The sequence below is a fragment of the Serratia sp. NA_13 genome (genome assembly GCF_052691735.1).
Genome location: NZ_JBQZFV010000002.1, coordinates 291,078 through 317,743, shown reverse-complemented (window position 1 = coordinate 317,743; position 26,666 = coordinate 291,078). Strand labels below are relative to the sequence as shown.

27 protein-coding genes, 1 pseudogene and 1 riboswitch are annotated in these 26,666 nt (G+C 55.4%); of the genes and pseudogenes, 26 read left to right on the top strand and 2 right to left on the bottom strand.

Annotated features, from left to right (window positions below; genetic code table 11):
• Nucleotides 1–118: 118 nt before the first annotated feature.
• From ACUTSU_RS05050 to ACUTSU_RS05005, 10 genes are all read left to right on the top strand, one after another.
• Nucleotides 119–1,174 (top strand): PhoH family protein, encoded by a 1,056-nt coding sequence (locus ACUTSU_RS05050; RefSeq protein WP_012005655.1) that lies wholly within the window; start codon nt 119–121, stop codon nt 1,172–1,174.
• Entirely contained in the window at nt 1,171–1,644 is a 474-nt protein-coding gene (gene ybeY / locus ACUTSU_RS05045; protein WP_445649801.1) for an rRNA maturation RNase YbeY, read from the top strand. The genes ACUTSU_RS05050 and ybeY overlap by 4 nt, the downstream gene beginning before the upstream one ends.
• Nucleotides 1,645–1,728: 84 nt before the next feature.
• Complete coding sequence (gene corC, locus ACUTSU_RS05040) at nt 1,729–2,607, top strand: CNNM family magnesium/cobalt transport protein CorC (protein WP_012005653.1); 879 nt, start codon at nt 1,729–1,731, stop codon at nt 2,605–2,607.
• Between the two features lie 7 nt (nt 2,608–2,614).
• Nucleotides 2,615–4,144, top strand: a complete 1,530-nt coding sequence (gene lnt, locus ACUTSU_RS05035) for an apolipoprotein N-acyltransferase (protein WP_445653833.1) — start codon at nt 2,615–2,617, stop codon at nt 4,142–4,144.
• A gap of 381 nt (nt 4,145–4,525) precedes the next feature.
• The gene (locus ACUTSU_RS05030; protein ID WP_017891918.1) at nt 4,526–5,422 is read left to right on the top strand and encodes an amino acid ABC transporter substrate-binding protein; all 897 of its coding nucleotides are present in this window, start codon (nt 4,526–4,528) and stop codon (nt 5,420–5,422) included.
• Between the two features lie 197 nt (nt 5,423–5,619).
• Entirely contained in the window at nt 5,620–6,360 is a 741-nt protein-coding gene (locus ACUTSU_RS05025; protein WP_445649799.1) for an amino acid ABC transporter permease, read from the top strand.
• Nucleotides 6,360–7,034, top strand: a complete 675-nt coding sequence (gene gltK, locus ACUTSU_RS05020) for a glutamate/aspartate ABC transporter permease GltK (protein WP_445649798.1) — start codon at nt 6,360–6,362, stop codon at nt 7,032–7,034. Before ACUTSU_RS05025 ends, gltK begins: the two co-directional genes overlap by 1 nt.
• The gene (locus ACUTSU_RS05015; RefSeq protein ID WP_445653832.1) at nt 7,034–7,759 is read left to right on the top strand and encodes an amino acid ABC transporter ATP-binding protein; all 726 of its coding nucleotides are present in this window, start codon (nt 7,034–7,036) and stop codon (nt 7,757–7,759) included. Before gltK ends, ACUTSU_RS05015 begins: the two co-directional genes overlap by 1 nt.
• A 115-nt stretch (nt 7,760–7,874) precedes the next feature.
• Complete coding sequence (gene rihA / locus ACUTSU_RS05010; protein ID WP_445649796.1) at nt 7,875–8,807, top strand: pyrimidine-specific ribonucleoside hydrolase RihA; 933 nt, start codon at nt 7,875–7,877, stop codon at nt 8,805–8,807.
• 147 nt (nt 8,808–8,954) lie between these two features.
• The gene (locus ACUTSU_RS05005; RefSeq protein WP_445649795.1) at nt 8,955–9,653 is read left to right on the top strand and encodes an FMN-dependent NADH-azoreductase; all 699 of its coding nucleotides are present in this window, start codon (nt 8,955–8,957) and stop codon (nt 9,651–9,653) included.
• A 58-nt stretch (nt 9,654–9,711) separates the two neighbouring features.
• On the opposite strand, the gene ACUTSU_RS05000 is transcribed toward ACUTSU_RS05005, so the two are convergent.
• Nucleotides 9,712–10,194: a zinc ribbon-containing protein gene (locus tag ACUTSU_RS05000; protein WP_445653831.1), complete on the bottom strand. Its 483-nt coding sequence runs from the start codon at nt 10,192–10,194 to the stop codon at nt 9,712–9,714.
• Between the two features lie 389 nt (nt 10,195–10,583).
• Between ACUTSU_RS05000 and leuS the strand changes: the two genes are divergently transcribed.
• The 13 genes from leuS to lipA all read left to right on the top strand — a co-directional run bounded on the left by leuS (nt 10,584) and on the right by lipA (nt 24,081).
• Complete coding sequence (leuS, locus tag ACUTSU_RS04995; protein ID WP_445649793.1) at nt 10,584–13,166, top strand: leucine--tRNA ligase; 2,583 nt, start codon at nt 10,584–10,586, stop codon at nt 13,164–13,166.
• A 14-nt stretch (nt 13,167–13,180) separates the two neighbouring features.
• The gene (gene lptE / locus ACUTSU_RS04990; protein ID WP_445649792.1) at nt 13,181–13,741 is read left to right on the top strand and encodes an LPS assembly lipoprotein LptE; all 561 of its coding nucleotides are present in this window, start codon (nt 13,181–13,183) and stop codon (nt 13,739–13,741) included.
• Nucleotides 13,738–14,772: a DNA polymerase III subunit delta gene (gene holA, locus ACUTSU_RS04985; protein ID WP_445649791.1), complete on the top strand. Its 1,035-nt coding sequence runs from the start codon at nt 13,738–13,740 to the stop codon at nt 14,770–14,772. Before lptE ends, holA begins: the two co-directional genes overlap by 4 nt.
• Nucleotides 14,762–15,424: a nicotinate-nucleotide adenylyltransferase gene (gene nadD / locus ACUTSU_RS04980; protein WP_445649790.1), complete on the top strand. Its 663-nt coding sequence runs from the start codon at nt 14,762–14,764 to the stop codon at nt 15,422–15,424. Before holA ends, nadD begins: the two co-directional genes overlap by 11 nt.
• A gap of 188 nt (nt 15,425–15,612) precedes the next feature.
• Nucleotides 15,613–15,930 (top strand): ribosome silencing factor, encoded by a 318-nt coding sequence (gene rsfS / locus ACUTSU_RS04975; RefSeq protein WP_012005640.1) that lies wholly within the window; start codon nt 15,613–15,615, stop codon nt 15,928–15,930.
• A 3-nt stretch (nt 15,931–15,933) separates the two neighbouring features.
• Entirely contained in the window at nt 15,934–16,404 is a 471-nt protein-coding gene (rlmH, locus tag ACUTSU_RS04970; protein WP_445649789.1) for a 23S rRNA (pseudouridine(1915)-N(3))-methyltransferase RlmH, read from the top strand.
• A 38-nt stretch (nt 16,405–16,442) separates the two neighbouring features.
• On the top strand, nt 16,443–18,338 hold the full coding sequence (gene mrdA / locus ACUTSU_RS04965) for a peptidoglycan DD-transpeptidase MrdA (protein ID WP_445649788.1): 1,896 nt from the start codon (nt 16,443–16,445) through the stop codon (nt 18,336–18,338).
• Nucleotides 18,339–18,346: 8 nt separating this feature from the next.
• Nucleotides 18,347–19,459, top strand: coding sequence for a peptidoglycan glycosyltransferase MrdB (gene mrdB / locus ACUTSU_RS04960; protein ID WP_153857718.1), 1,113 nt, complete (start codon nt 18,347–18,349; stop codon nt 19,457–19,459).
• A 10-nt stretch (nt 19,460–19,469) separates the two neighbouring features.
• Nucleotides 19,470–20,555: an endolytic peptidoglycan transglycosylase RlpA gene (gene rlpA / locus ACUTSU_RS04955; RefSeq protein ID WP_445649787.1), complete on the top strand. Its 1,086-nt coding sequence runs from the start codon at nt 19,470–19,472 to the stop codon at nt 20,553–20,555.
• A 178-nt stretch (nt 20,556–20,733) separates the two neighbouring features.
• Complete coding sequence (dacA, locus tag ACUTSU_RS04950) at nt 20,734–21,945, top strand: D-alanyl-D-alanine carboxypeptidase DacA (protein ID WP_445649786.1); 1,212 nt, start codon at nt 20,734–20,736, stop codon at nt 21,943–21,945.
• A gap of 111 nt (nt 21,946–22,056) precedes the next feature.
• Entirely contained in the window at nt 22,057–22,320 is a 264-nt protein-coding gene (ybeD, locus tag ACUTSU_RS04945; RefSeq protein ID WP_009636895.1) for a DUF493 family protein YbeD, read from the top strand.
• 134 nt (nt 22,321–22,454) lie between these two features.
• The gene (gene lipB / locus ACUTSU_RS04940; RefSeq protein ID WP_085115566.1) at nt 22,455–23,123 is read left to right on the top strand and encodes a lipoyl(octanoyl) transferase LipB; all 669 of its coding nucleotides are present in this window, start codon (nt 22,455–22,457) and stop codon (nt 23,121–23,123) included.
• Nucleotides 23,116–24,081 (top strand): lipoyl synthase, encoded by a 966-nt coding sequence (gene lipA, locus ACUTSU_RS04935; protein WP_445649785.1) that lies wholly within the window; start codon nt 23,116–23,118, stop codon nt 24,079–24,081. Before lipB ends, lipA begins: the two co-directional genes overlap by 8 nt.
• 95 nt (nt 24,082–24,176) lie before the next feature.
• Here the strand turns inward: lipA and tatA are convergent, their stop codons facing one another.
• A complete protein-coding gene (gene tatA, locus ACUTSU_RS04930; RefSeq protein ID WP_445653830.1) occupies nt 24,177–24,386 on the bottom strand; it encodes a Sec-independent protein translocase subunit TatA in 210 nt (69 codons plus the stop codon).
• Nucleotides 24,387–24,603: 217 nt separating this feature from the next.
• Here tatA and ACUTSU_RS04925 point away from each other — a divergent pair.
• The 3 genes and pseudogenes from ACUTSU_RS04925 to ACUTSU_RS04915 all read left to right on the top strand — a co-directional run.
• Nucleotides 24,604–25,094 (top strand): annotated as a pseudogene (locus ACUTSU_RS04925) (diguanylate cyclase); the annotation flags it as partial.
• A 151-nt stretch (nt 25,095–25,245) separates the two neighbouring features.
• Nucleotides 25,246–25,308: riboswitch (Fluoride riboswitch) on the top strand.
• Between the two features lie 75 nt (nt 25,309–25,383).
• On the top strand, nt 25,384–25,767 hold the full coding sequence (gene crcB / locus ACUTSU_RS04920) for a fluoride efflux transporter CrcB (protein ID WP_135315492.1): 384 nt from the start codon (nt 25,384–25,386) through the stop codon (nt 25,765–25,767).
• A 301-nt stretch (nt 25,768–26,068) separates the two neighbouring features.
• Nucleotides 26,069–26,665, top strand: coding sequence for a TetR/AcrR family transcriptional regulator (locus tag ACUTSU_RS04915; protein WP_445649783.1), 597 nt, complete (start codon nt 26,069–26,071; stop codon nt 26,663–26,665).
• Nucleotide 26,666 lies beyond the last annotated feature (1 nt).

Here is a 26,666-nt window from a genome sequence, read left to right as displayed (position 1 = left end):
GGGTAAACTTGCGCCCATGCGCCGCACCATGAATAATTCAGGGTAGAGAACCTCAGGGTTTGCCCTGAATGCGCGTACCGAAAATCAACCAGGCCCGATATGAGCCTTGAGGAATAGTTTGAACGTCGCAACACAAGAAATTTTGTTAGAGCCGGCAGACAATCAGCGATTGCTCAGCCTGTGCGGCCCGTTTGATGACAATATCAAACAACTCGAACGCCGGTTGGGCATTGAAATCAACCGCCGTGACAACCGTTTCAAGCTGGTTGGCAAAAACCTGTGCGTGGTTGCCGCCGCCGATATCCTGCGCCACCTGTATGTGGACACCTCGCCGATCCGCGGCGTGATCCCGGATATCGATCCGGAACAGATCCATCTGGCGATCAAAGAAAGCCGGGTGTTGGAACAGGTTGCCGACAGCGTGCCGGATTACGGCAAAGCAGTCACCATCAAAACCAAACGCGGCATGGTGAAACCCCGCACGCCGAACCAGGCACAGTACATCGCCAATATTCTCGACCATGACATTACCTTCGGTATTGGCCCGGCCGGTACCGGTAAAACCTATCTGGCGGTTGCCGCTGCGGTAGACGCGCTGGAACGCCAGGAAATTCGTCGCATTATGCTGACCCGCCCTGCGGTCGAGGCAGGTGAGAAACTGGGCTTCCTGCCGGGGGATCTGAGCCAAAAGGTCGATCCTTACCTGCGTCCACTGTACGACGCCCTGTTCGAAATGCTGGGCTTTGAGCGCGTGGAGAAACTGATTGAACGTAACGTGATAGAAGTGGCGCCACTGGCCTACATGCGCGGCCGCACCTTGAACGATGCGTTTATCATTCTTGATGAGAGCCAGAACACCACCATCGAACAGATGAAGATGTTCCTGACGCGCATCGGCTTCAATTCAAAGGCAGTGATTACCGGTGACGTGACGCAGATAGACCTGCCGCGCAACCAAAAATCCGGCCTGCGCCATGCCGTGGAAGTACTGTCGGACGTCGAAGAACTGAGCTTCAACTTCTTCCATAGTGAAGACGTGGTGCGCCATCCGGTGGTAGCCCGTGTGGTCATCGCCTATGAAGCCTGGGAAGCCGCCGAACAAAAGCGCAAAGACGCTATTGCCGAACAACGTAAACGCGAGGCGACCCTCGCCTCCGAGCAGGAGACACCATGAGTCAGGTGATTTTGGATCTGCAACTGGCCTGTGCAGACAACAGTGGCCTGCCGGACGAAGCCACCTTCCAGCGCTGGCTGGAAGGCGTGCTGCCGCAGTTTCAGATCGATTCCGAGGTCACCATTCGCCTGGTGGATGAAGCCGAAAGCAATGAACTGAACCTGACCTATCGTGGCATGGACAAACCGACCAACGTGTTGTCATTCCCGTTCGAAGCTCCCCCGGGTATCGAGCTGCCGCTGCTGGGCGATCTGATCATCTGCCGTCAGGTGGTTGAACGGGAAGCGGTTGAGCAAGACAAGGTGCTGGAGGCCCACTGGGCGCATATGGTTGTCCATGGCAGCCTTCATCTGCTAGGGTATGACCACATCGAAGACGATGAAGCCGAAGAAATGGAGTCTTTGGAAACCGAAATCATGCACGGACTGGGTTACCCGGACCCGTACCTGGCGGAAAAAGACCCCCTCTGACGTCAGCTGATTTCCCCACAGCCCCTGTATGGGGCTGTCGCTGACTCCCCTAACTCTGACATGAGTGATATTAACTAAAACGCCATGAGCGACGACCATTCACAAAGCAATGACAGCCCCAGTCCCAAGAAGGGGTTCTTTACTCTTATCCTTAACCAGCTGTTCCACGGCGAACCTAAAAACCGTGGCGATCTGGTAGAGCTGATCCGTGATTCCGAGCAAAACGACCTGATCGATCCCGATACCCGAGACATGCTGGAAGGCGTGATGGATATCGCCGAACAGCGTGTGCGCGACATCATGATCCCGCGCTCCCAGATGGTGACGCTCAAGCGTAACCAAACGCTGGAAGAGTGCCTGGACGTGATTATCGAATCCGCCCACTCGCGCTTCCCGGTGATCAGCGAAGATAAAGATCACATCGAAGGCATTCTGATGGCCAAGGATCTGCTGCCGTTTATGCGCGCAGAGTCCGAGGAATTCAGCATCGACAAGGTGCTGCGCACCGCAGTGGTGGTGCCGGAAAGCAAGCGGGTCGACCGGATGCTGAAGGAGTTCCGCTCCCAGCGTTATCACATGGCGATTGTCATTGACGAATTCGGCGGCGTGTCTGGCCTGGTGACTATCGAAGACATTCTGGAACTGATTGTCGGCGAAATTGAAGATGAGTATGACGACGAGGACGACCTGGACATCCGCCAGCTCAGCCGTCATATGTATACCGTGCGCGCACTGGCGCCGATTGAAGACTTCAACGAAGCCTTCGGCACCCACTTCAGCGACGACGAGGTCGACACCATCGGTGGCCTGGTCATGCAAGCCTTCGGCCACCTGCCTGCACGTGGAGAAACCATTGAAATCGAAGGTTACCTATTTAAAGTTGCGATGGCCGACAGTCGACGTATCATCCAGGTTCATGTAAAAATTCCGGACGATTCTCCGCAACCGAAACTGGAAGAATAAATCGAACATGGCTAAAGCCTCTTATCTTGATCGCCAGTGGGTTCGCGCCCTGCTGGCGTTGTTGACGGGTGCCAGCGGCACGCTGGCATTTTCCCCTTACGACATCTGGCCAGCGGCCATTGTCTCCCTGTTTGGCCTACTGGCCGTTACCTTGAACCGTACCACCAAACAATCTGCCCTGCTCGGCTTCTGCTGGGGCTTTGGCCTGTTTGGTACCGGCATCAACTGGGTTTACGTCAGTATCGCCGACTTCGGTGGCATGCCGTTCTCCGTCAATATCTTCCTGGTCGTGCTGCTGGCGGCTTATCTATCGCTATATACCGGGCTGTTCTCCGGCTTGCTGGCACGCCTTTGGCCGACCACCAGTTGGTATCGCCTGGCGATTGCCGCGCCGGTGCTATGGCAAGTCACTGAGTTTCTGCGCGGTTGGGTGCTGACCGGTTTCCCCTGGCTGCAATTCGGCTACAGCCAGCTCAATGGTCCACTGAAAGGCGTGGCGCCGCTGCTGGGGGTGGATACCATCACCTTTATGCTGATGGCGATGGCCGGGCTGCTGGTGTATGCCATCAATCAACGCCGCATCACGCCAGCGGTGGTGGCAATTGCGCTGCTACTGCTGCCGTGGCCACTGCGCCAACTGCACTGGTATACCCCGCAGCCGGACAAGGCGGTCAACGTCGCTATGGTGCAGGGTAATATCGCTCAGTCGATGAAGTGGGATCCGAAAGCGCTGGTCAGTACGCTGCAAACCTATCTGGATGAAACCCGTCCTTATATGGGCAAAGCGCCGATCATCATTTGGCCGGAGTCCGCCATCCCGGATTATGAAGCCAACCAGAACGGCTTCCTGACCATGATGGACGACCTGATGCGCGCCAAAAATAGCAGCCTGATCACCGGCATTGTTGACGTCCGTGCCACCCCGCAGGGCCAGCAAATCTTCAACAGCGCCATCGTGTTGGGTGAAGAGACGCCGTACGTTTATCCGGCCAAAGACCGCTACAACAAGCACCATCTGGTGCCGTTCGGCGAGTTTGTGCCGCTTGAGACCCTGCTGCGCCCACTGGCACCCTTCTTCGATCTGCCGATGTCCTCTTTCAGCCGTGGCGATTACGTCCAACCACAGCTCAGCGTGAAAGGCTATAACCTGACGGCGGCGATCTGTTATGAAATTGTCCTCGGCCAGCAGGTGCGCGATAACTTCCGCCCGGACACCAACTTCCTGCTGACCATCTCCAACGATGCCTGGTTCGGTCATTCCATCGGACCGTGGCAGCACTTCCAGATGGCGCGCATGCGTGCACTCGAGTTGGGCAGGCCCCTGTTGCGCAGCACCAATAACGGCGTCACCGCCGCGGTAGACGCCAACGGTGAGGTAATCGCAGAGATCCCTCAGTTCACCCGCAAGGTACTTGAGGTGAAAGTCACACCAACCACCGGCATTACGCCTTATGCCCGCTTTGGCGCCACGCCATTGTGGATAATCACCTTGCTGTTCGGTGGTCTGGCGCTGCTCCTAGGCCTGCGTCGCAAATAATTCCCCGGGGCGCTGCCATCGGCGCGCCCCGTTGTTTTTCCCCTTCTGTCAAAAATCATTGCCAAATCAACGCTTCTGGCACACTCCTTGCTTTACTTACTCCGTGATTTAGAGCCGATTTACTTTTGCTGACGTTCCGTCGTATTTGTGCACAACTCGAGAGCATCACTGGCACCATAAGGGTGCGCTGGAGTTTTGTTGCAATAATTTGGTGCGCGTGGCGTCTCAAAAAAGAAACATTTTAGTTTCAATCTGTTTACAATCGGCTATTTTCTAACGGTTATCTGTTCTAGGACTATCTTTATACTTGAGCAATAAATCTCCATTTAGAATCTGATGCTCTTTGAATTTGAGCCACCACAACAGCAAAGGAGTTGGACCATGCAAATGCGTAAATTGGCGTTATCGTTACTGCTGATCGGTACGGCGGCTAACGTAGCCCATGCGGAAGAACTGACCGGTACGCTGAAGAAAATCAAAGACAACGGCGTGATCGTTGTCGGCCACCGCGAATCGTCAGTGCCGTTCTCCTACTACGACAACCAGCAGAAAGTGGTGGGTTACTCCCAGGATTACTCCAACCAAATCGTTGAAGCAGTTAAGAAAAAACTGAACGCTCCGGATCTGCAGGTCAAAATGCTGCCGATCACCTCACAGAACCGTATTCCACTGCTGCAAAACGGCACCTTTGACTTCGAGTGCGGCTCGACCACCAACAACCTTGAACGCCAGAAACAGGCGGCCTTCTCCGACACCATCTTCGTGGTCGGTACCCGCCTGCTGGTGAAAAAAGGCTCTGACGTTAAAGATTTCAAAGATCTGGCCGGCAAACCGGTCGTAGTCACCTCCGGCACCACTTCGGAAGTGCTGCTCAATAAACTCAATGACAGCGGCAAAATGAACATGCGCATCATCAGCGCCAAAGACCACGGTGATTCATTCCGCACCCTGGAAAGCGGCCGCGCAGTGGCCTTTATGATGGATGACGCCCTGCTGGCCGGTGAACGTGCGAAAGCCAAGAAGCCGGACCAATGGGAAATCCTCGGCACGCCGCAGTCGAAAGAAGCCTACGGTTGTATGCTGCGTAAAGAAGATCCTGAGTTCAAAAAACTGGTCGATGACACCATCGCTCAGGCCCAGACTTCAGGTGAAGCGGCAAAATGGTTTGATAAGTGGTTCAAACAGCCCATCCCACCAAAGAACCTCAACATGAACTTCGAACTGTCAGACGACATGAAGCAGCTGTTCAAAGAGCCTAACGACAAAGCACTGAACTAATAGAACAAGAGTCAGGACAACCTGGCTCTGTTGATGGCTGGGACAGACAGGAATGTGGGAGGCCGTTCCCCTCCCGCATTTTCCCCTTAACGCACCACCGATGCCGCACAGATAAGTCAGCCCGACTGGCCGCGGTACTTTCGGCGTGAATAGTCATCAATCTTTAGGCGCTTTGCGCCCGCTTAACGGAGTTTGTTATGTCAATAGATTGGAACTGGGGTATCTTCCTGCAGCAGGCCCCGTTTGGGAATACCACTTACCTCGGCTGGATTTGGTCCGGCTTTCAGGTCACGGTAGCCCTCTCCGTCTGTGCATGGATTATCGCTTTCTTTGTCGGTTCGCTATTCGGTATTTTGCGTACCGTACCCAACCGCTTTCTTTCCACCCTCGGTACCTGTTACGTCGAACTGTTTCGTAACGTGCCGCTGATCGTGCAATTCTTTACCTGGTATCTGGTGATCCCGGAACTGCTGCCTGCCAATATCGGCATGTGGTTCAAAACCGAACTCGATCCTAACGTGCAGTTCTTCGTTTCCTCGATGCTGTGCCTGGGGCTGTTTACCGCCGCTCGCGTATGTGAGCAGGTACGTGCGGCCATTCAGTCACTGCCACGTGGGCAGAGATCCGCCGGACTGGCGATGGGCCTGACGCTGCCGCAAACCTATCGCTACGTGCTGTTGCCGAACGCCTACCGGGTGATTGTGCCGCCGATGACCTCGGAAATGCTTAACCTGGTTAAAAACTCCGCCATCGCTTCCACCATCGGGCTGGTCGACATGGCTGCACAGGCTGGCAAACTGCTGGATTACTCGGCGCACGCCTATGAATCCTTTACCGCGATTACGCTGGCCTACATCGCCATCAACGCCGTGATCATGCTGTTTATGCGACTGGTAGAGCGAAAAGTGCAGTTGCCCGGCAATTTGGGGAGTAAATAATGTACGAATTTGACTGGGCATCGATTGTCCCAAGCTTCCCTTATCTGCTGCAGGGCATGTTGATCACGCTGAAGATCACCGTGACCGCTGTCGTCTTCGGTATTCTCTGGGGCACCATTCTGGCCGTCATGCGTCTGTCGCCATTCAAGCCCGTGAGCTGGTTTGCCGCGCTGTACGTCAACCTGTTCCGTTCGGTACCGCTGGTCATGGTACTGCTGTGGTTCTATCTGGTGGTTCCAAGCTTATTGCAAAAGGTTCTGGGGCTGTCGCCGAAAACCGATATTCGCCTGATTTCGGCTATGGTAGCCTTTTCCCTGTTTGAAGCGGCCTATTACTCGGAAATCATCCGCGCCGGTATTATCAGCATCTCGCGCGGTCAGTCTTCCGCTGCGCTGGCGTTGGGCATGAGCCACTGGCAGTCAATGAAACTGGTTATTTTGCCGCAGGCGTTCCGCGCCATGGTGCCACTGCTGCTGACTCAGGGCATCGTACTGTTCCAGGATACTTCTCTGGTCTACGTACTGAGCCTGGCTGACTTCTTCCGTACCGCCTCAACCATCGGCGAGCGCGACGGCACCCAGGTTGAAATGATCCTGTTCGCCGGCTTTGTCTACTTTGTTATCAGTCTCGCCGCCTCGGCGCTGGTAAGCTATTTGAAGAAAAGGACTGTTTGATGATATCCCTGAAAAATGTTTCTAAGTGGTACGGTCACTTTCAGGTTCTGACCGATTGCACCACCGAAGTCAAAAAAGGTGAGGTGGTGGTAGTCTGCGGTCCTTCAGGCTCGGGCAAATCTACCCTGATCAAAACCGTCAACGGCCTGGAGCCGATCCAGCAGGGCGATATCCTGGTGAACGGTACCCCGGTCAACAACAAGAAAACCAATCTGGCACAGCTGCGTTCCAAGGTCGGCATGGTGTTCCAGCACTTTGAGCTGTTCCCGCACCTGTCGATCATCGACAATCTGACGCTGGCGCAGGTAAAAGTGCTCAAGCGCGATAAAGCCGCCTCCCGCGAGAAAGGTCTGAAGTTGCTGGAGCGCGTCGGCCTGACCGCTCATGCCAACAAGTTCCCCGGGCAGCTTTCCGGTGGCCAACAGCAGCGTGTAGCTATCGCTCGTGCGCTGTGTATGGATCCTATCGCCATGTTGTTCGATGAACCTACCTCGGCGCTCGATCCGGAAATGATTAACGAAGTGCTCGACGTTATGGTCGAACTGGCAAACGAAGGCATGACCATGATGGTGGTTACCCACGAAATGGGCTTTGCCCGCAAGGTCGCCAACCGGGTGATCTTTATGGACGAAGGCAAAATTGTCGAAGACCGCAACAAAGACGATTTCTTCAACAATCCGGAATCTGATCGCGCCAAGGATTTCCTGGCCAAGATCCTGCACTAAACACTCAGTCCATGCGCCCCGCCAGGGGCGCATCTTCTCTACCGGCACTAAAAGCGCTTGTTTCTCCCCCTTTTTGGTCCGATGCTCACGGGATAACAAACAGAGGAGAAAGAACATGCCCCGCCCTATTATCATCGATTGCGATCCCGGCCTCGACGACGCCATTGCCCTTGCCATGGCACTGAGTTCACCGGAACTTGAAGTGAAAGCCATTACGACCTCTGCCGGTAACCAGACGCCGGAGAAAACCCTGCATAATGCGCTCGGACTGCTGACGCTGATGAAGCGCGAAGATATTCCGGTTGCCGCCGGTGCTGCGGGCCCACTAATGCGTGAGCTGGTGATTGCCGACTATGTGCATGGCAAAACCGGCATGGGCAATACCCATCTGCCAACGCCCACCCTCAAGCCGATGAAACAAAGTGCCGTCGAACTGCTCGCCAGCCTGCTGCGCAGCAGCGCGGACCCCATCACTCTGGTGGTTACCGGCCCGATGACCAATATCGCCCTGCTGCTGGCTCAACACCCTGAGCTGAAAGGCAACATCGAGCGTATCGTCTTTATGGGCGGCGGTATGAACGCCGGTAACACCACCCCGGTGGCGGAGTTTAATATTTTCGTCGACCCGGAAGCCGCCGAGATGGTGCTCAAATCTGGCGTGCCACTAACCATGGCAGGTTTGAACGTCACCCATCAGGCACTGGTGCTGCAGCAGGATATCGAACGAATCCGCCAGATTGAAAACCCGGTCGCACAAGCGGTAGCTGAAATGCTCGACTTCTACCTGCCGCTGTATCTCAGCCACCCGCGCGGGTTGCCCGGTGCCGCGATGCACGACCCCTGTACCATCGCCTGGCTGCTGGCGCCACAGCTGTTTGGCAGTATCGAACGCTGGGTCGGTGTAGAAACCAAAGGAGAGTACACCCAGGGGATGACAGTGGTGGATATCTTCGGGCAAAACGGCAAAGCGGCCAACGTGGAAGTGCTGACCGATATCGATCGTGAGGGGTTTATCAATCTGCTGGCCGAACGTATCGCGCGTTATTAGCAGCCGAGGCTCGGACACAGCCAACATTCAGTTTTTTTGATTTAACTCAGCGAATTTTTACGCTATCACTGGTCCAGGCTTGCCTCTAAGATGCTTTACACGCACAGCAAACGCTGAAAACCTTAGAGCAAGCCTGGAGATACCCGCATGAGTCGTATACTGGTCCTGAAATCAAGTATCCTGGGCGATTACTCCCAGTCTGGAAAATTAGTCGATTTTTTTGTTCAACAGTGGCGTGAAGCACACCCAAGCGATAGCTTTACCTTCCGCGACCTGGCCAACCCGACCCTGCCGGAGCTCGATGGTGAAGTATTTGGCGGCTTTAGCGCCGGCGATAAACCCTTAACGCCACATCAGCAAAAGACGCTGGCGCTGTCCGATGAGCTGATTGCCGAGTTGAAATCGCACGACACCATTATCATCAGCGCCCCGATGTACAACTTCACTATCCCGACCCAGTTGAAAATCTATTTCGACCTGGTCGCGCGTGCCGGCCAAACCTTCCGTTATACCTCCGAGGGTTCCGAAGGCCTGGTCACCGGTAAAAAAGCGATTGTGATCTCCAGCCGCGGCGGTATCCATGCTGATACACCAACCGACCTGATCACGCCTTACCTGAAGCTGTTCTTAGGGTTTATCGGTATTACTGACGTGGAGTTCGTGTTGGCGGAAGGTTTTGCTTACGGGCCGGAAGCGGCAGAAAAAGCAACGCAGGACAGCCGTATCGCGGTTGCGCAGAAAGTGCCTGCGACAGTATACACCGCCCTCGCAAGCCAGCCTGAACTGGCCATGGCACCTGCCGGCGGCGGTTTCCTTAGTAACCTGATGAAAAAGCTGTTCGGTTAATGACGACCTCCCTGCCCCGGCCCTTTCCACTCGGGAAAAGGCCAGGGTGCGGGAAACCTCAAGGTTCGAAAGGCCGACGCTGAAACTGGTCATGGCCGCATTTCGGGCATAGCGGCAACACTTCCGGCGTGTAAAACGCCAAATGATGGTGACACTGCTCGCACACCAAATTCCCCAAGCCGACCACCTCACCGCTGTGGTAAACGCCATGGTGGCTGACGTCCTTGAAAACTTCGCGCCATTCCAACTGGGTTTTGTCGGTAATGTCCGCCAGCTCCTGCCACAGGCTCTCTTTAATCACCCGCATAAAAACGCTGTCGGTAAATTCTTCCCGGCTTTCCTGGTAACTGCGCGCAAACTCCTCCAGATCTCGCCGTACCGCCTGGGTCACCTGCTCCACTTCATCGCGCGTCAGCTCACCCGCTTCGTTCAGCCGTTTTTCAGCGCTCGCCACCAGTGAATCAATATCACGTTCGCCATTTTTCAGGCGTTCGGTCAGAGATGCCACCAATTCGCGGTAGTACTGAGCAACCTTGTTCATAATCTCTCCTCGATGAACTTACGTGACAGGGCTTACCTCTTCAAAGTAGCTCTTATCATTTTAGCGGTAAATTGCTGATGTCACTTGGCAACGCACGGGATCCTCAAGATGTGAGTCATATCATGGCGGAGATTTTTTAAATACGCCGAGTCGGGCGCTTGGTGTTGTTGCCAAGAGGTCTTATCAGCTATGCTATGCGGATCTATAAGTACTCAACAGAATGCTACAGAAATCCCCCCGATAGGTTTCGAGTCACGGCTAGGTGGCCAGTACGTGAAACCCAAGAGCTTACAAAGGTAAGTGACTGGGTTGAGTGTACGCAGCCAACAACGCTGTGGCTTGAAAGATAAAGGGGGAGCTGTTTTACACCTACAGGACCACCAGCCGCCATGCAAGAGCAATACCGTCCAGAAGACATAGAATCGAACGTACAGCTTCACTGGCAAGAGAAGCAGACTTTCAAGGTTACCGAAGACGCAAGCAAGGAAAAGTATTACTGCCTATCCATGCTGCCATACCCATCAGGCCGTCTGCACATGGGGCACGTTCGTAACTACACTATCGGCGACGTGATCTCGCGCTATCAGCGCATGCTAGGCAAAAACGTACTGCAGCCGATCGGCTGGGATGCGTTCGGCCTGCCGGCGGAAGGTGCCGCGGTTAAAAACAACACCGCGCCGGCCCCGTGGACCTACGACAACATCGAATACATGAAGAACCAGCTAAAACTGCTGGGCTTCGGCTACGACTGGGATCGCGAGATCGCCACCTGCGATCCGGATTACTACCGTTGGGAACAGTGGTTCTTCACCAAGCTGTACGAAAAAGGCCTGGTCTACAAAAAGACCTCTGCGGTCAACTGGTGCCCACACGATCTGACCGTGCTGGCCAACGAACAGGTTATCGACGGCTGCTGCTGGCGCTGTGACACCAAGGTTGAGCGTAAAGAGATCCCACAGTGGTTTATCAAAATCACCGACTACGCCGACCAACTGCTTAACGATCTCGATACGCTGGAAAGCTGGCCAGAGCAGGTGAAAACCATGCAGCGTAACTGGATTGGCCGTTCCGAAGGGGTGGATATCACCTTTGACGTGGCGGGCAACGACGAAAAACTGACCGTTTACACCACCCGTCCAGACACCTTTATGGGTGCGACCTACGTTGCCGTTGCGGCTGGCCATCCATTGGCCCAGCTTGGCGCGGTGAACAACCCGGCGTTGGCTGAATTTATCGAAGAATGCCGCAACACCAAAGTGGCCGAAGCCGAAATGGCGACGATGGAGAAGAAAGGCATGCCGACTGGCCTGTTCGCCATCCATCCGCTGTCCGGCGAGCAAGTGCCGGTTTGGGTCGCCAACTTCGTGCTGATGGAATACGGCACCGGCGCGGTAATGGCCGTTCCGGCTCACGACCAACGTGACTGGGAGTTCGCCACCAAATACGGTTTGCCGATTAAACCGGTAGTGCTGGCGCAGGGCGGCAGCCAACCGGATGTCCAGGCAGAAGCGATGACCGAGAAAGGCACGCTGTTCAACTCCGGCGAGTTTGACGGTCTGGACCACCAGGACGGTTTCAACGCCATTGCCGACAAACTGGTCGCCAAAGGCGTCGGCCAGCGCAAGGTTAACTACCGTCTGCGCGACTGGGGTGTTTCCCGTCAACGTTACTGGGGCGCACCAATCCCGATGGTCACCCTGGAAGACGGCACCGTAATGCCGACCCCGGAAGACCAACTGCCGGTGATCCTGCCGGAAGACGTAGTGATGGACGGCATCACCAGCCCGATCAAGGCCGATCCCGAGTGGGCGAAAACCACCGTTAACGGTCAGCCGGCGCTGCGTGAAACCGACACCTTCGACACCTTTATGGAGTCTTCCTGGTACTACGCGCGCTACACCTGCCCGCAGTACGACCAGGGCATGCTGGATCCGGCTGCCGCCAACTACTGGCTGCCGGTGGATCAGTATGTCGGTGGTATCGAACACGCCATCATGCACCTGATGTACTTCCGTTTCTTCCACAAGCTGCTGCGCGACGCGGGCCTGGTCGATTCCGACGAGCCGGCAAAACGCCTGCTGTGTCAGGGTATGGTGTTGGCAGACGCCTTCTACTACAGCGGTAACAGCGGCGAACGCGTCTGGGTTTCCCCGGTCGACGCCACCGTTGAGCGCGATGACAAAGGCCGCATTATTAAAGCCACCGATCCACAAGGTCGTGAACTGGTCTATGCTGGCATGAGCAAAATGTCGAAGTCGAAGAACAACGGCATCGACCCACAGGTAATGGTTGAGAAATACGGTGCGGATACCGTGCGTCTGTTCATGATGTTCGCCTCACCGGCAGAAATGACGCTGGAATGGCAAGAGTCCGGCGTGGAAGGGGCGAACCGCTTCCTGAAACGCGTCTGGAAACTGGCCTACGAACACTTGGAAAAAGGTGCCGTACAGCCGCTGAACGTAGCAACGCTGACGGAAGACCAGAAAGCGCTGCGTCGCGATCTGCACAAAACCATCGCCAAAGTGACCGATGATATCGGCCGTCGTCAGACCTTCAACACCGCCATTGCCGCCGTGATGGAGCTGATGAACAAGCTGGCCCGTGCTCCGCAGGAAAGCGAGCAGGATCGCGCTCTGCTGCAGGAAGCCCTGCTGGCAGTGGTTCGCATGCTGTATCCGTTCACCCCGCACGTGTGCTTCTCACTGTGGCAGGCGTTGGGCGGTGAAGGCGATGTGGACACCGCAGCCTGGCCGCAAGCCGACGAGCAGGCGATGGTCGAAGACTCCAAGCTGGTGGTAGTACAGGTCAACGGCAAGGTTCGCGCTAAAATTACTGTGGCAGCTGATGCAACCGAAGAACAGGTGCGTGCGTGCGCCGCTGAGGAACATCTGGTCGCTAAATATCTGGACGGGGTTACGGTTCGTAAAGTGATCTATGTTCCGGGCAAATTGCTTAACCTGGTTGTGGGTTAACACAAGGAGGAATTGTGCGACAACGTATTCTGACGCTGTTGCTGGGGTTGGCGGTGCTGGTCACCACCGGCTGCGGTTTTCACCTGCGTGGCACCACGCAGGTACCCCCGGAAATGAAAACGCTGATTCTGGACAGCTCAGACCCTTATGGTCCGCTGACCCGTTCGGTGCGTGAGCAATTACGTCTGAGCGACGTGACCATTGTCAAAGATGCAAAACGTAAGGATCTTCCTTCCCTGCGCATCATTGGCGCCACTGAAAGCCAGGATACCGCCTCTATCTTCCAGGACGGTAAAACCGCTGAGTACCAAATGGTGCTGACGGTCCAGGCACAGGTGCTGATCCCAGGTCACGATCTGTATCCGCTGAGCGTAAAAGTATTCCGTTCGTTCTTCGATAACCCGCTAACCGCACTGGCAAAAGATTCCGAACAGGAAATCATTCGCCAGGAAATGCGTGAGCAGGCTGCCCAGCAACTGGTGCGTAAACTGCTGACGGTGCACGCGGCGGAAGAAGAAACGCAGCAGAAAGCCGCTGCGGCCGGTGAAAAAGCGGCCAGTCGCGTAGATCAATGATCCGTATTTACCCTGAACAACTTGCCGCGCAGCTCCGAGAGGGGCTGCGCGCTTGTTATTTATTGAGTGGCAATGAACCGCTGCTGTTGCAGGAAAGCCAGGATCTGATCCGCCAAACGGCACAGCAGCACCAGTTCACCGAGCACTACAGCATCTCGCTTGATGCCCATACCGACTGGGACGCCATTTTCAGCATCTGTCAGGCGATGAGCCTGTTCGCCAGCCGTCAGACGCTGTTGCTGATCTTCCCTGAAAACGGGCCGACCGCCCCGATAGGCGAACAGCTGATTAAGCTGGCCGCTCTGCTGCATGACGATATTTTGCTGATGCTGCGTGGGCCACGTCTCACCAAAGCGCAGGAAAACAGCGCCTGGTTCAAGGCACTCAGCCCGCATGGCGCTTACGTCAGTTGCCAGACACCGGAACAGGCACAGTTACCCCGTTGGGTAGCCCAGCGCGCCAAAACCATGAAGCTGGAACTGGACGACGCGGCCAATCAGTTGCTGTGTTACTGCTATGAAGGCAATCTGCTGGCGCTATCGCAGGCGCTGGAACGACTGTCGTTGTTGCATCCGGATGGCAAGCTCACGCTGCCGCGTGTCGAGCTGGCGGTCAATGACGCCGCGCACTTCACGCCATTCCATTGGCTGGACGCCCTGCTGGCGGGTAAAAGCAAACGGGCCTGGCATATCCTGCAACAGATGCAGCAGGAAGATGTCGAGCCGGTGATCCTGCTGCGCACCTTACAGCGCGAATTGCTGCAATTGCTGAACCTGCAACGGCGCATGGCGTCAGTGCCGCTGCGTACGCTGTTCGACCAGTACAAGGTCTGGCAAAACCGCCGTAACCTGGTCACCCAGGCATTACAGCGGTTATCCAGTGCCCAGTTGCGGCAAGCGGTTCATCTGCTGACGCAGATTGAAATCACCCTTAAGCAGGATTACGGCCAGTCGGTCTGGTCGGAACTGGAAACCCTGTCAATGCTGCTGTGCGGCAAACCTCTGGCCACGAGTTTTTCCGATGCCCACTAATTCGCAAGACACCACGGTCCTGCACGCTCTGTTTGGCGGCACCTTTGACCCAATCCATTACGGCCATCTGCGCCCGGTGGAAGCACTGGCGGCAGAGGTAGGCCTGAATCGGGTTACCCTGTTGCCGAACCATGTGCCGCCACACCGCCCTCAGCCCGAGGCTAACGCTCAGCAACGGCTGAAGATGGTTGAACTGGCGATCGCCGGCAACCCGCTGTTTGCGGTTGACGATCGCGAACTGCACCGCACAACGCCCTCCTATACCATAGAGACGCTGGAAGCCATTCGTAAAGAACGTGGCGCTGCATTGCCGCTGGCGTTTATCATTGGCCAAGACTCGCTGCTGACGCTGCACAAGTGGCACCGCTGGCAGTCTCTACTCGATACCTGCCACCTGCTGGTCTTGGCCCGTCCGGGCTACAATGACCGAATGGACACGCAGGAACTGCAGCAGTGGCTGGAACAGCATCAGGTGACCGATGCCGCGCTGCTCAGCCAGCAGCCACAGGGCTATATCTACCTGGCCGATACGCCACAGCTTGAAATTTCAGCGACGGAAATCCGCCAGCGTCGCCATCAGGGCCTCAACTGCGACGACCTGTTGCCGCGTTCAGTACAGCGCTATATCGAGTTACAGGGTTTATATCGCTAGCGAGAGCCGCATGATATACTGCGCCGCTATTTTTCAGGTATTCGCTGAAAACCCCGGAAACCTTAGCTGGCCGGGCAGTCGCCAGAAGGCGCACGGTGGCATCCTGCCGACTTATCATTGATTCAGGCCGCAAAACGGGCAGTTGCCCGCCGCAGTCGAATGAACAGAACACTCCCGAGGGGGAACCTTTGCAAGGTAAAGCGCTCCAAGATTTCGTCATCGATAAAATTGATGACCTGAAAGGCCAAGACATTATCGCTCTGGATGTACAGGGTAAATCAAGCATCACCGATTGCATGATCATCTGCACCGGTACCTCTACCCGCCACGTGATGTCGATCGCCAACCACGTGGTGCAAGAATCCCGTTCTGCGGGCATGGAACTCTATGGCATGAAAGGCCAGGAAGCTTCCGACTGGATAGTGGTTGATTTGGGCGAAGTGATCGTCCACGTGATGCAAGAAGAAAGCCGTCGTTTGTACGAACTGGAAAAACTCTGGAGCTAAGCGGTGAAACTGCAACTGGTCGCTGTCGGCACTAAAATGCCAGACTGGGTGCAGACCGGCTTTATGGATTATCTGCACCGTTTTCCGAAAGACATGCCGTTTGAGCTGATCGAAATCCCGGCGGGCAAGCGCGGCAAGAATGCTGATATCAAACGCATTCTGGAAAAGGAAGGCGAGCAGATGCTGGCGGCGGTAGGCAAAGGCAATCGTATTGTCACGCTGGATATCCCCGGTACGCCGTGGGAAACGCCACAGCTGGCGCAGCAACTCGAACGCTGGAAGCAGGATGGCCGCAACGTCAGCCTGCTGATTGGCGGCCCGGAAGGGTTGGCCCCGGCGTGCAAGGCCGCAGCCGAACAAAGTTGGTCGCTCTCACCGTTGACATTGCCGCATCCTTTAGTGCGCGTCCTGGTGGCTGAAAGCCTCTATCGCGCCTGGAGTATTACAACAAATCATCCTTACCACCGGGAATAACCGGTGGTAACCGGGACAGAGTGAAATAAAGCAGCGGGATGAAAATAGAACGTAACCCTTTTCGCGACTATACGGCTGAATCCGCCCTGTTTGTACGCCGCGCCCTGGTGGCGTTCCTGGTCATCCTGGTGCTGACCGGCACCCTCATCGCCAATCTGTATAACCTGCAAATCGTCCGCTTTGAGGATTACCGTACCCGTTCTAACGAAAACCGCATCAAACTGGTGCCGATCGCGCCCAGTCGCGGCATTATCTACGATCGCAACGGCACCCCGCTGGCGCTCAATCGCACCATTTATCAACTGGAGCTGATGCCCGAAAAGGTCGATGACCTGAAGGCCACGCTACAGGCACTGCGTCCGGTGGTCGATCTGACCGATGACGACATCACCAACTTCGAGAAAGAGCGCAAACGCTCACGCCGCTTCGTATCCATTCCGGTGAAAACCGCCCTGAACGAAGTCCAGGTGGCGCGTTTTGCGGTTAACCAGTTCCGCTTCCCCGGCGTCGAGGTCAAAGGCTACCAGCGTCGCTACTATCCTTATGGCTCCGCTCTGACTCATGTGATCGGCTACGTATCAAAAATCAACGATCGCGATGTTGAACGTCTGGATAAAGACGGCAAGCTGGCCAACTACGCCGCCACTCACGACATCGGCAAGCTGGGTATCGAACGCTATTACGAAGAGACCCTGCATGGCAAAACCGGCTACGAAGAGGTTGAAGTCAACAACCGTGGCCGGGTGATCCGCCAACTGCATGAACAGCCCCCTTCCGCCGGTCAGGACGTTTACCTGACGCTGGATCTCAACCTGCAACGCTATATCGAGCAGTTGCTGGTTGGCAGCCGCGCGGCCGTGGTAGTGAGCGATCCGCGCACCGGCGGCATTCTGGCGATGGTCTCTAACCCCAGCTATGATCCGAACTTGTTCGTTGATGGCATCTCCAACAAAGACTATCAGGGGCTGCTCAACGATCCGAACCGGCCGCTGATTAACCGCGCCACGCAGGGGCTATATCCACCGGCGTCTACGGTGAAACCGTTCATTGCCGTCTCGGCGCTCAGTGCCGGGGTGATCACCAAAAACACCAGCCTGTTCGATCCCGGCTGGTGGCAGTTGCCCGGCTCGGAAAAACGCTTCCGCGACTGGAAAAAATGGGGCCACGGCCGCCTGAACGTCACCAAGGCGCTGGAAGAGTCAGCGGATACCTTCTTCTATCAGGTAGCCTACGACATGGGTATCGATCGCCTGTCGACCTGGCTGACCAAGTTCGGTTACGGCGATTATACCGGCATCGATCTGTCCGAAGAACGTTCCGGCCTGATGCCGACCCGCGACTGGAAATTCAAGCGCTATAAAAAACCCTGGTATCAGGGTGACACCATTCCGGTAGGTATCGGCCAGGGCTACTGGACGGCAACGCCGATCCAGATGGCCAAGGCACTGACCACGCTGATTAACGATGGCAACGTCAAGACGCCACACCTGCTGCAGAGCACCCGCATCAATGGTGCGCTGGTGCCCTTCACCCAGGAAGAGAGCACGCAGATCGGCGATATTCATTCAGGCTTCTGGGAAATTGCCAAAGACGGCATGTATGGTGTAGCCAACCGTCCGAACGGGACGGCGCGTAAGTACTTCTCGGATGCACCTTACAAAGCCGCGGCGAAATCGGGTACCGCACAGGTATTCGGCTACGAAACCTACAACGCCCATAAACTGGCGGAACACCTGCGTGACCATAAGTTGATGACCGCCTTTGCGCCGTACGACAATCCAACGGTATCGGTCGCCATCATTCTGGAAAACGGCGGCTCCGGTCCGGCGGTCGGGACGATCACCCGACAGATCCTCGACCATATTTTGCTGGGCGACAACAATACGCAATTACCATCTGAAGCCCCACTGCCACCAGGCGTAGAGGGTGATTAAGGTAGAACATGACTGAAAGCCAACAAAAGGGCTCGATCTGGACCAAAATCCATATCGACCCCACATTCCTGCTATTAATTCTGGCCCTGCTGGTCTACAGCGCGTTCGTAATGTGGAGCGCCAGCGGTCAGGATATGGGCATGATGGAGCGCAAGATCGGCCAGATTGTCATGGGGCTGATAGTAATGGCCGTCATGGCGCAAATCCCGCCGCGGGTCTATGAAAGCTGGGCGCCGTATTTATATATTTTCTGCGTGATCCTGCTGATACTGGTAGACGCTTTCGGTCAGATCAGTAAAGGCGCGCAACGCTGGCTGGATCTTGGCTTTGTGCGTTTCCAGCCGTCCGAGATCGCTAAAATCGCCGTGCCGCTGATGGTGGCACGCTTTATGAACCGTGACGTCTGTCCGCCTTCGCTAAAGAATACCGCGATTGCGCTGGTGCTGATTTTCCTGCCGACCCTGCTGGTCGCCGCGCAGCCCGATTTGGGGACTTCGATTCTGATTGCCGCCTCCGGCCTGTTCGTGCTGTTCCTGTCCGGCATGAGCTGGAAGCTGATCGCCGTAGCCGCCGTGCTGCTGGCTGCCTTTATCCCGGTACTGTGGTTCTTCCTGATGCACGGCTATCAGCGCGACCGCGTGATGATGCTGCTGGATCCGGAAACCGACCCACTCGGTGCCGGTTACCATATTATTCAGTCGAAAATCGCCATCGGCTCAGGCGGCCTGTCCGGCAAAGGCTGGCTGCACGGTACCCAGTCACAGTTGGAATTCCTGCCGGAACGCCATACGGACTTTATCTTCGCGGTTCTGGCCGAAGAGCTGGGGCTGATTGGGGTTCTGGTGCTGCTGGCGCTGTACCTGCTGGTTATCATTCGTGGATTGATGATCGCCGCCAAGGCACAAACCACTTTTGGCCGGGTGATGGTCGGCGGTCTGATGCTGATTTTGTTCGTTTATGTGTTTGTTAACATTGGTATGGTCAGTGGCATTTTGCCGGTAGTTGGCGTACCTTTGCCTCTGGTCAGTTACGGGGGTTCGGCGCTGATTGTGCTTATGGCTGGGTTCGGCATTATCATGTCGATCCACACACATCGAAAAATGATGTCCAAGAGTTTATAAGGGGTGAGTAATGCGTAAGGAATGGCTTTGGGTCGGCGTTGTCGCGGTATTACTTTCCGCCTGTACCGCCCCGACCACGGAACAGCAAGCGCCACCGCAGCAGCCGTATAACGGCCCGGTGGTGGAGATCGGTGGCGTTGAGCCTCAATATGAACCCTATAACCCTAATAACATGCAGGATTATAAGGTTAATGGCAACACTTACCGCATCGTCAAGGATCCGCAGAACTTCTCGCAGACCGGTTTGGCCAGCTCCTACGGTGAAGAAGCTCGGGGCAATACCACCGCGCTGGGGGAACAGTTCGATCCTAATGGCTTAACCGCCGCACACCCAACGCTGCCGATCCCAAGCTACGTACGCGTGACCAACCTGGCCAATGGCCGTCAACTGGTGGTGCGGGTTAACGATCGCGGGCCTTACACCCAGGGCCGCATTATCGATTTGTCGAAAGCCGTCGCCGACCGCCTGAACCTGTCCAACAACACCAAGGTCAAGGTTGATTTCATCAACGTGGCTCCGGACGGCACGCTGAGCGGCCCAGGCACCATCGGTACTACCGTTGCCAAACAAAGCTATGCCCTGCCCGCACGCCCAGAGCTCGGCTCCAGCGGCATGGGAACCCCAATGCAACAGGATGTCCCGGTCCCCAACGGCGCCGCAGTACGTCCGATTGACAACAGCAGCCTGAACACCGGCGACAACGCCCCGGTAACTACCACCGGCAATAGCCGCAGCGGTTTCCTGGGTGCGCCAAGCGCCGTACCGGTCGGCGTACTGGAAGGCTCAGAACCTGAACCTGCCGTCAGTGCTGCAGCCATTGCCGCCCCGGTTGCGACCACCGCCGCCGTTGCCGCCAATGCTTCTGCTGGTGGTAGCTACGTGGTGCAGGTCGGCGCACTGAGCAGTGCCGAACGTGCGCAGAGCTGGCAACAAAGCCTGAGCCAAAAGTTTGGCGTACCGGGCAAAGTGGCCGCCAGCGGCAGCATCTATCGCGTACAGCTAGGCCCGTTTAACAGTCGCCAGCAAGCCGCCGAACTGCAGCAACGTCTGGCCAGCGAAGCGCAGCAACAATCTTTTGTCACTGCCGCACCCTAAAACAGCTCTCCGGCAGGCGAACGCGACTGATTAGCGTTTCTTTAGCTGAAACATTTTCTTTCAGCTAAAGCCTGTAAAGCGCGCTTAGTCAGAGCATTGGCTAATGCCTGCCGGGATCTCATCTGTTATAGTGTGGCTCGTTTTTAATTTTACCCTCATGGATGTTGTAGTCTCGATCATGAAACAAGTAACTTCTTTCCGCTTAATCAAGAGCATAGCGCTCGGCACAGTTATCGCAATGAGTGCAACCTCCGTTGCGCATGCCGATGACGTTAATATCAAGACCATGATCCCAGGGGTACCGCAAATCGATGCGGAATCCTACGTCCTGATTGATTACAACTCCGGTAAAGTTTTGGCGGAAATGAACGCCGATGCCCGCCGCGATCCAGCCAGTCTGACCAAAATGATGACCAGCTACGTCATCGGCCAGGCGCTGAAAGCAGGTAAAATCGGCCAGGAAGACATGGTTACCGTGGGGCAAGACGCCTGGGCTACCGGCAATCCGGTATTCAAGGGTTCTTCGCTGATGTTCCTTAAGCCGGGCGACCGCGTACCGGTCTCCAAGCTGACCCGCGGCATCAACCTGCAGTCAGGTAACGACGCCTGCGTGGCGATGGCCGACTACGTAGCTGGCAGCCAGGACGCGTTCGTTAACCTGATGAACACCTACGTCAGCAAGCTGGGTCTGCAAAACACCCACTTCCAGACGGTACACGGCCTGGATGCACAGGGTCAGTACAGTTCAGCGCGCGACATGGCGTTGATCGGCCAGGCGCTGATCCGCGACGTACCGGACGAATACGCGATTTATAAAGAAAAAGAGTTCACCTTTAACAATATCCGCCAGATGAACCGTAATGGTCTGCTGTGGGATACCAGCCTGAACGTGGACGGTATCAAGACCGGTCATACCAATGCGGCAGGTTACAACCTGGTCGCTTCTGCGACCGAAGGCCAGATGCGTCTGATCTCTGCAGTATTGGGCGGTCGTACTTATAAAGGCCGTGAGACCGAAAGCAAGAAACTGCTGACCTGGGGCTTCCGCTTCTTCGAAACCGTTGCCCCACTGAAAGTGGGCAAAGAGTTTGCGTCTGAACCCGTCTGGTTCGGCGATGCGGATCGCGTTGAGTTGGGCGTAGACAAAGACGTTTACCTGACCATCCCACGCGGCCGGATGAAAGATCTCAAAGCCAGCTATGTGCTGAACACGCCGGAAATTCATGCACCACTGGCGAAAAACCAGGTTGTCGGCAGCATCAACTTCCAGCTCGATGGCAAAACCATCGATCAGCGCCCACTGGTGGTGATGAACGAAGTGAAAGAAGGCGGTTTCTTCAGCCGTATCGTGGATTACATCAAACTGATGTTCCACCACTGGTTCGGTTAACAGTTGAAATGGGCGAAATCGCCCCCATATACTGATTAACATTAACTCCCGCTCCGGCGGGAGTTATAATTTATAGAATCGCTATACCGATAGCCGCACTCTGGAGCGCACATGAAAACTAAACTGAACGAACTGCTCGAATTCCCTTGCTCATTTACCTACAAAGTAATGGGCCTGGCACAACCCGAGCTGGTGGACCAGGTGGTTGAAGTGGTGCAGCGCCATGCTCCCGGGGATTACAACCCACAGGTTAAACCTAGCAGCAAAGGCAATTACCACTCCGTGTCCATCACCATCACCGCCACCCATATCGATCAGGTGGAAACCTTATATGATGAGTTGGGCAACATTGAAATTGTCCGCATGGTGCTGTAATTCCAGCACAACCCCCTGCATTTCAGCCCGGGACAGAGCATCCTCTGCCCGGGTTGAGCATTTTTGGTCAGCGAAATGCTGGTCGCCGGCCAGAGCGCCCGGTATAATGGCATTACCACTTCTGTAACCTGACGATGACTCTTTTGCAACCAGACAAGATCATTTTGCGTCAGCTGGGGTTACAGCCCTACGAGCCTGTATCCCAAGCCATGCATAACTTCACCGATCGCCGAACCGAAACCACGCCCGATGAGCTGTGGCTGGTTCAGCATCAGCCCGTGTTTACCCAGGGCCAAGCCGGTAAAGCGGAGCATCTGTTAATGCCGGGTGACATTCCGGTTGTCCAGAGCGATCGCGGCGGCCAGGTAACCTATCATGGGCCGGGGCAGCAGGTGATGTACGTGATGGTCGATCTGAAGCGCAACAAGGTTGGCGTGCGCCAACTGGTCACGGCTATCGAAGATACCGTTATTAATACCCTCGCCCACTTTCACATTGAATCGCGTGCCCGTCCGGATGCGCCCGGTGTTTACGTGGGGGAGCAAAAAATCTGTTCGTTGGGTTTGCGGATCCGTAAAGGCAGTTCATTCCACGGCCTGGCCCTGAATGTGGCCATGGATCTCAGCCCCTTCCAGCGTATCAACCCTTGCGGTTACGCCGGTATGCAGATGGCGCAGGTCAGCGCGCTGGTGCCCGGCGTTGGCATTGAAGACGTACACCCAGTCCTGGTACAGGAATTTGTTCATTTACTCGGCTACCCGAAGGTCGAGCTTCGTAACTGGAACCTGCACGATTATGAGTAAACCAATTCAGATGGAACGCGGCGTCAAATACCGCGATGCAGACAAAATGGCGTTGATCCCGGTAAAAACGGTGGTCACTGAACGGCAGGAGCTGTTACGTAAACCAGAGTGGATGAAAATCAAACTTCCTGCCGACTCTACGCGCATTCAGGGCATTAAAGCCGCAATGCGTAAAAACGGTCTGCATTCGGTGTGCGAAGAAGCTTCCTGTCCTAACCTGTCTGAGTGCTTCAACCACGGCACCGCCACCTTTATGATCCTCGGCGCCATCTGTACCCGCCGCTGCCCATTCTGCGACGTGGCCCACGGCCGCCCGGTGGCACCAGACGCCAACGAGCCGGAAAAACTGGCTCAGACCATTGCCGATATGGGCCTGCGTTATGTGGTGATCACCTCGGTTGACCGCGATGACTTGCGTGATGGGGGTGCCCAGCACTTTGCCGACTGCATCGCCGCTATCCGCGCTAAAAACCCGACCATCAAGATTGAAACGCTGGTACCGGACTTCCGCGGCCGTATGGATCGTGCGCTGGAAATCCTGACCGAAACGCCACCGGATGTGTTTAACCACAACCTGGAAAACGTACCGCGTGTCTATCGTCAGGTTCGTCCGGGCGCTAACTACGAGTGGTCATTGAAGCTGCTGGAGCGGTTTAAAGAAGCGCATCCGCACATCCCAACCAAGTCTGGCCTGATGGTCGGTTTGGGGGAAACCAATGCGGAAATCATTGAAGTGATGCGCGATCTGCGTCGCCATGGCGTCACCATGCTGACTCTGGGCCAGTACCTGCAGCCAAGCCGCCATCACCTGCCGGTTCAGCGCTACGTCAGCCCGGCCGAGTTCGATGAGATGAAAGAAGAAGCGATGGCAATGGGCTTCACCCATGCCGCCTGCGGTCCGTTTGTCCGTTCGTCCTACCATGCCGATTTGCAGGCAAAAGGGATGGAAGTGAAGTAAATTCAGTAATTATTTGTTACTTTTCCAATGACGTAAACGGCAAAAAACGGATGTCCATGTGGCATCCGTTTTTTATTGCCCGGCAGAAAGCGGAATTAAGCGTCTTTCTTTTCGACGCTCTGCGGGTTCAACTGGTTTTCAGCCGTATTTGCCGCTGGCGGAGTCGTATCATCGCCCACCGCCTTTTTGAAGCCCTTCAGCGCAGCGCCCAAGTCCGCGCCTAAAGTACGCAGTTTGCTGGTACCGAACAGCAAGATGATCAACACCGCAATCACCAGAAGTTTGGTAATACTGATCCCTTCCATACTCACCTTCTTATTCATATAGCGCTACGAACGCAGCGAGAAAAAACCTTGCCTGAGGATATTTAGCTACTTTCCCAGATTCAAAACAACAGCAACATGTAACAGAGTAAGATCCCACGCCAACATGCAACTTTAAATCGACTGGGCATGCTTCAGACTATTCTGGGTTTTTAACCCGCGTGGTACGCTGTCCTCCTGCCCATCATGGAGTTGCCGGATGTATACGCCATCAGTCATTGATACCAGACGTTCCGGCCTTAGCTTCGCCAGGCGCACTTACCTGCCACGCATCGTCGGGGTCGGCTTTATCTGCGTGTTCTCGGCGCTTTATACGCAGCAGACCTCCCCCTGGGTCTGGAATCTGCTGATTTTCCACGGTTTTATCTGGCCACACCTGACTTACCAATGGGCACGCCGCTGCAAACTTATCTGTGCCTGCCCATGGGCTATCTCTACCCTATCCTATTGGGGTTAGTAAGCTACCGCACCGCCAAACGGCTGGCGGAGAAAAAACAGGAGTTGCTGCGCATCAGCATGCATGACGGCCTGATGGGGCTGTACAACCGTCGCCATTGGGAACATTTGCTGCATCACCAATTTGACAGCTGCCGTCGCTATCAGCACGGCGCCACCCTGAGCCTGATGGATATCGATCGTTTTAAAACCATTAACGACAGCTTTGGCCATGCGCTGGGTGACGAGGCGCTGTACCGGGCGAAGAATAAGGGCCGCAACCGTCTGGAGCTGGCCGTCCCCGACTACTGAGAGCGAGGGAACAATTTCACTTTCCCGTCACTTTTGACACTACAAACCAGGCATCATCGGGTGTAAGATCCCGCCTGCGCGGCAAACAGCGGCGCCGAACGACGGAGATGACATTCCTCCTTAACCGCCTTCACGGGCTGATGATGTCTACGTAATCTCTCGGAGAGGTGCGTAGCATTGCGCCTGAACCTTTCTGAGCTTGTCCCCCATTTAATGAAAGGCAGTTTCGACCATGTTGAGTTCTTTACTGGCAGTTTTTATTGGCGGCGGTATGGGTAGCGTTCTGCGCTGGGCCATAAGCATGAAGATGAATCCGCTTAACGCGCACATCCCTCTGGGGACGCTGGCGGTCAATCTGCTGGGCGGCTTCATTATCGGTTTGGCTATCGCCATCTTCACCCGTCTGACGCATCTGGATCCCACCTGGAAGTTGCTGATCACCACCGGTTTTTGCGGCGGATTAACCACCTTTTCCACTTTCTCTCTGGAGGTGGTGTATTTGCTGCAGGATGGCCGTTTCGCCTGGGCGCTGGCCAATATGCTGCTTAATCTGGCTGGCTCACTGGCGATGACCCTACTGGCATTTATGCTGGTAGTGTGGATTAACGGGCAATAATTTAATTTCGGCTTCTTAATGTTTCCTTAATCTGCCCCAAGCATAATCTCATCCAGTACCCCACTGGATGAGAACTCAGATGTTTAGCCTGCCAAAATCGCCCGCTGAAGTGACCGCCACCCTGCTGTGCCTGCTGATTGTGGGTGTCTTCGTCAAGGTTTATCTGTTCGCCTGAAGTTAACTCCTGCAATCCCCTCCTTTACAGTTACGCTTTTGCCTATTGTCATTGTTGCATTACACTTGAGAATGAACGTTCGCACCCAGAAGGCGAACCGCATTTCACTTGGCAAAGGATCGGGACATGATATCCACCAGCGACAGCAGGCAGGCCAAAGCACAGGCCCGCCGCGATCAGATTGTCGACGCCGCAAAACTCTGTTTTCGTCAGCACGGTTTTCATGCCGCCAGCATGGCGCAAATCGCGCAGGGTTCCCAGCTTAGCGTCGGCCAGATCTACCGCTACTTCGACAATAAAGATGCGATCATCGAAGAGATCGTTAACCGTATCATCGCCAGTAAAATGCGGCGACTGGAAGATCTTGGCGATCATATCAACCTGATCGCCGGTACTTTGGTGGCGCGCACCCTGTTTCAACAGCCGGGTGAAAGCGAAACCGATCATATGCTGATGCTGGAAGTCACCGCTGAGGCTACCCGTAACCCGATAGTGGCAAAAATGCTCAGCGATGCCGAAACGCGGTTGTTCCACCATGTTTGCCAAAACCTGCAGCGGATCTACCCACACTTCAGTGAGCAGGAGATCGCCGCCCGAGTGGAATTTATCGCCGTATTAAGCGAAGGCACCGGTTACCGTATACTGACCACACAAAAAGCCGATGTCAGCCTGCTGAACGGCCTATACCAACAAGCTATCTCTCACCTGTTCAGGAAACCCTAAT

What these genes read in the sequence shown, in the direction of transcription:
- ybeY (WP_445649801.1), top strand. Translation starts at nt 1,171, where the DNA reads ATGAGTCAGGTGATTTTGGATCTGCAACTGGCCTGTGCAGACAACAGT.
- corC (WP_012005653.1), top strand. Translation starts at nt 1,729, where the DNA reads ATGAGCGACGACCATTCACAAAGCAATGACAGCCCCAGTCCCAAGAAG.
- lnt (WP_445653833.1), top strand. Translation starts at nt 2,615, where the DNA reads ATGGCTAAAGCCTCTTATCTTGATCGCCAGTGGGTTCGCGCCCTGCTG.
- ACUTSU_RS05030 (WP_017891918.1), top strand. Translation starts at nt 4,526, where the DNA reads ATGCAAATGCGTAAATTGGCGTTATCGTTACTGCTGATCGGTACGGCG.
- ACUTSU_RS05025 (WP_445649799.1), top strand. Translation starts at nt 5,620, where the DNA reads ATGTCAATAGATTGGAACTGGGGTATCTTCCTGCAGCAGGCCCCGTTT.
- gltK (WP_445649798.1), top strand. Translation starts at nt 6,360, where the DNA reads ATGTACGAATTTGACTGGGCATCGATTGTCCCAAGCTTCCCTTATCTG.
- ACUTSU_RS05015 (WP_445653832.1), top strand. Translation starts at nt 7,034, where the DNA reads ATGATATCCCTGAAAAATGTTTCTAAGTGGTACGGTCACTTTCAGGTT.
- rihA (WP_445649796.1), top strand. Translation starts at nt 7,875, where the DNA reads ATGCCCCGCCCTATTATCATCGATTGCGATCCCGGCCTCGACGACGCC.
- ACUTSU_RS05005 (WP_445649795.1), top strand. Translation starts at nt 8,955, where the DNA reads ATGAGTCGTATACTGGTCCTGAAATCAAGTATCCTGGGCGATTACTCC.
- ACUTSU_RS05000 (WP_445653831.1), bottom strand. Translation starts at nt 10,194, where the DNA reads ATGAACAAGGTTGCTCAGTACTACCGCGAATTGGTGGCATCTCTGACC.
- leuS (WP_445649793.1), top strand. Translation starts at nt 10,584, where the DNA reads ATGCAAGAGCAATACCGTCCAGAAGACATAGAATCGAACGTACAGCTT.
- holA (WP_445649791.1), top strand. Translation starts at nt 13,738, where the DNA reads ATGATCCGTATTTACCCTGAACAACTTGCCGCGCAGCTCCGAGAGGGG.
- nadD (WP_445649790.1), top strand. Translation starts at nt 14,762, where the DNA reads ATGCCCACTAATTCGCAAGACACCACGGTCCTGCACGCTCTGTTTGGC.
- mrdA (WP_445649788.1), top strand. Translation starts at nt 16,443, where the DNA reads ATGAAAATAGAACGTAACCCTTTTCGCGACTATACGGCTGAATCCGCC.
- mrdB (WP_153857718.1), top strand. Translation starts at nt 18,347, where the DNA reads ATGACTGAAAGCCAACAAAAGGGCTCGATCTGGACCAAAATCCATATC.
- rlpA (WP_445649787.1), top strand. Translation starts at nt 19,470, where the DNA reads ATGCGTAAGGAATGGCTTTGGGTCGGCGTTGTCGCGGTATTACTTTCC.
- dacA (WP_445649786.1), top strand. Translation starts at nt 20,734, where the DNA reads ATGAAACAAGTAACTTCTTTCCGCTTAATCAAGAGCATAGCGCTCGGC.
- ybeD (WP_009636895.1), top strand. Translation starts at nt 22,057, where the DNA reads ATGAAAACTAAACTGAACGAACTGCTCGAATTCCCTTGCTCATTTACC.
- lipB (WP_085115566.1), top strand. Translation starts at nt 22,455, where the DNA reads ATGACTCTTTTGCAACCAGACAAGATCATTTTGCGTCAGCTGGGGTTA.
- lipA (WP_445649785.1), top strand. Translation starts at nt 23,116, where the DNA reads ATGAGTAAACCAATTCAGATGGAACGCGGCGTCAAATACCGCGATGCA.
- tatA (WP_445653830.1), bottom strand. Translation starts at nt 24,386, where the DNA reads ATGGAAGGGATCAGTATTACCAAACTTCTGGTGATTGCGGTGTTGATC.
- crcB (WP_135315492.1), top strand. Translation starts at nt 25,384, where the DNA reads ATGTTGAGTTCTTTACTGGCAGTTTTTATTGGCGGCGGTATGGGTAGC.
- ACUTSU_RS04915 (WP_445649783.1), top strand. Translation starts at nt 26,069, where the DNA reads ATGATATCCACCAGCGACAGCAGGCAGGCCAAAGCACAGGCCCGCCGC.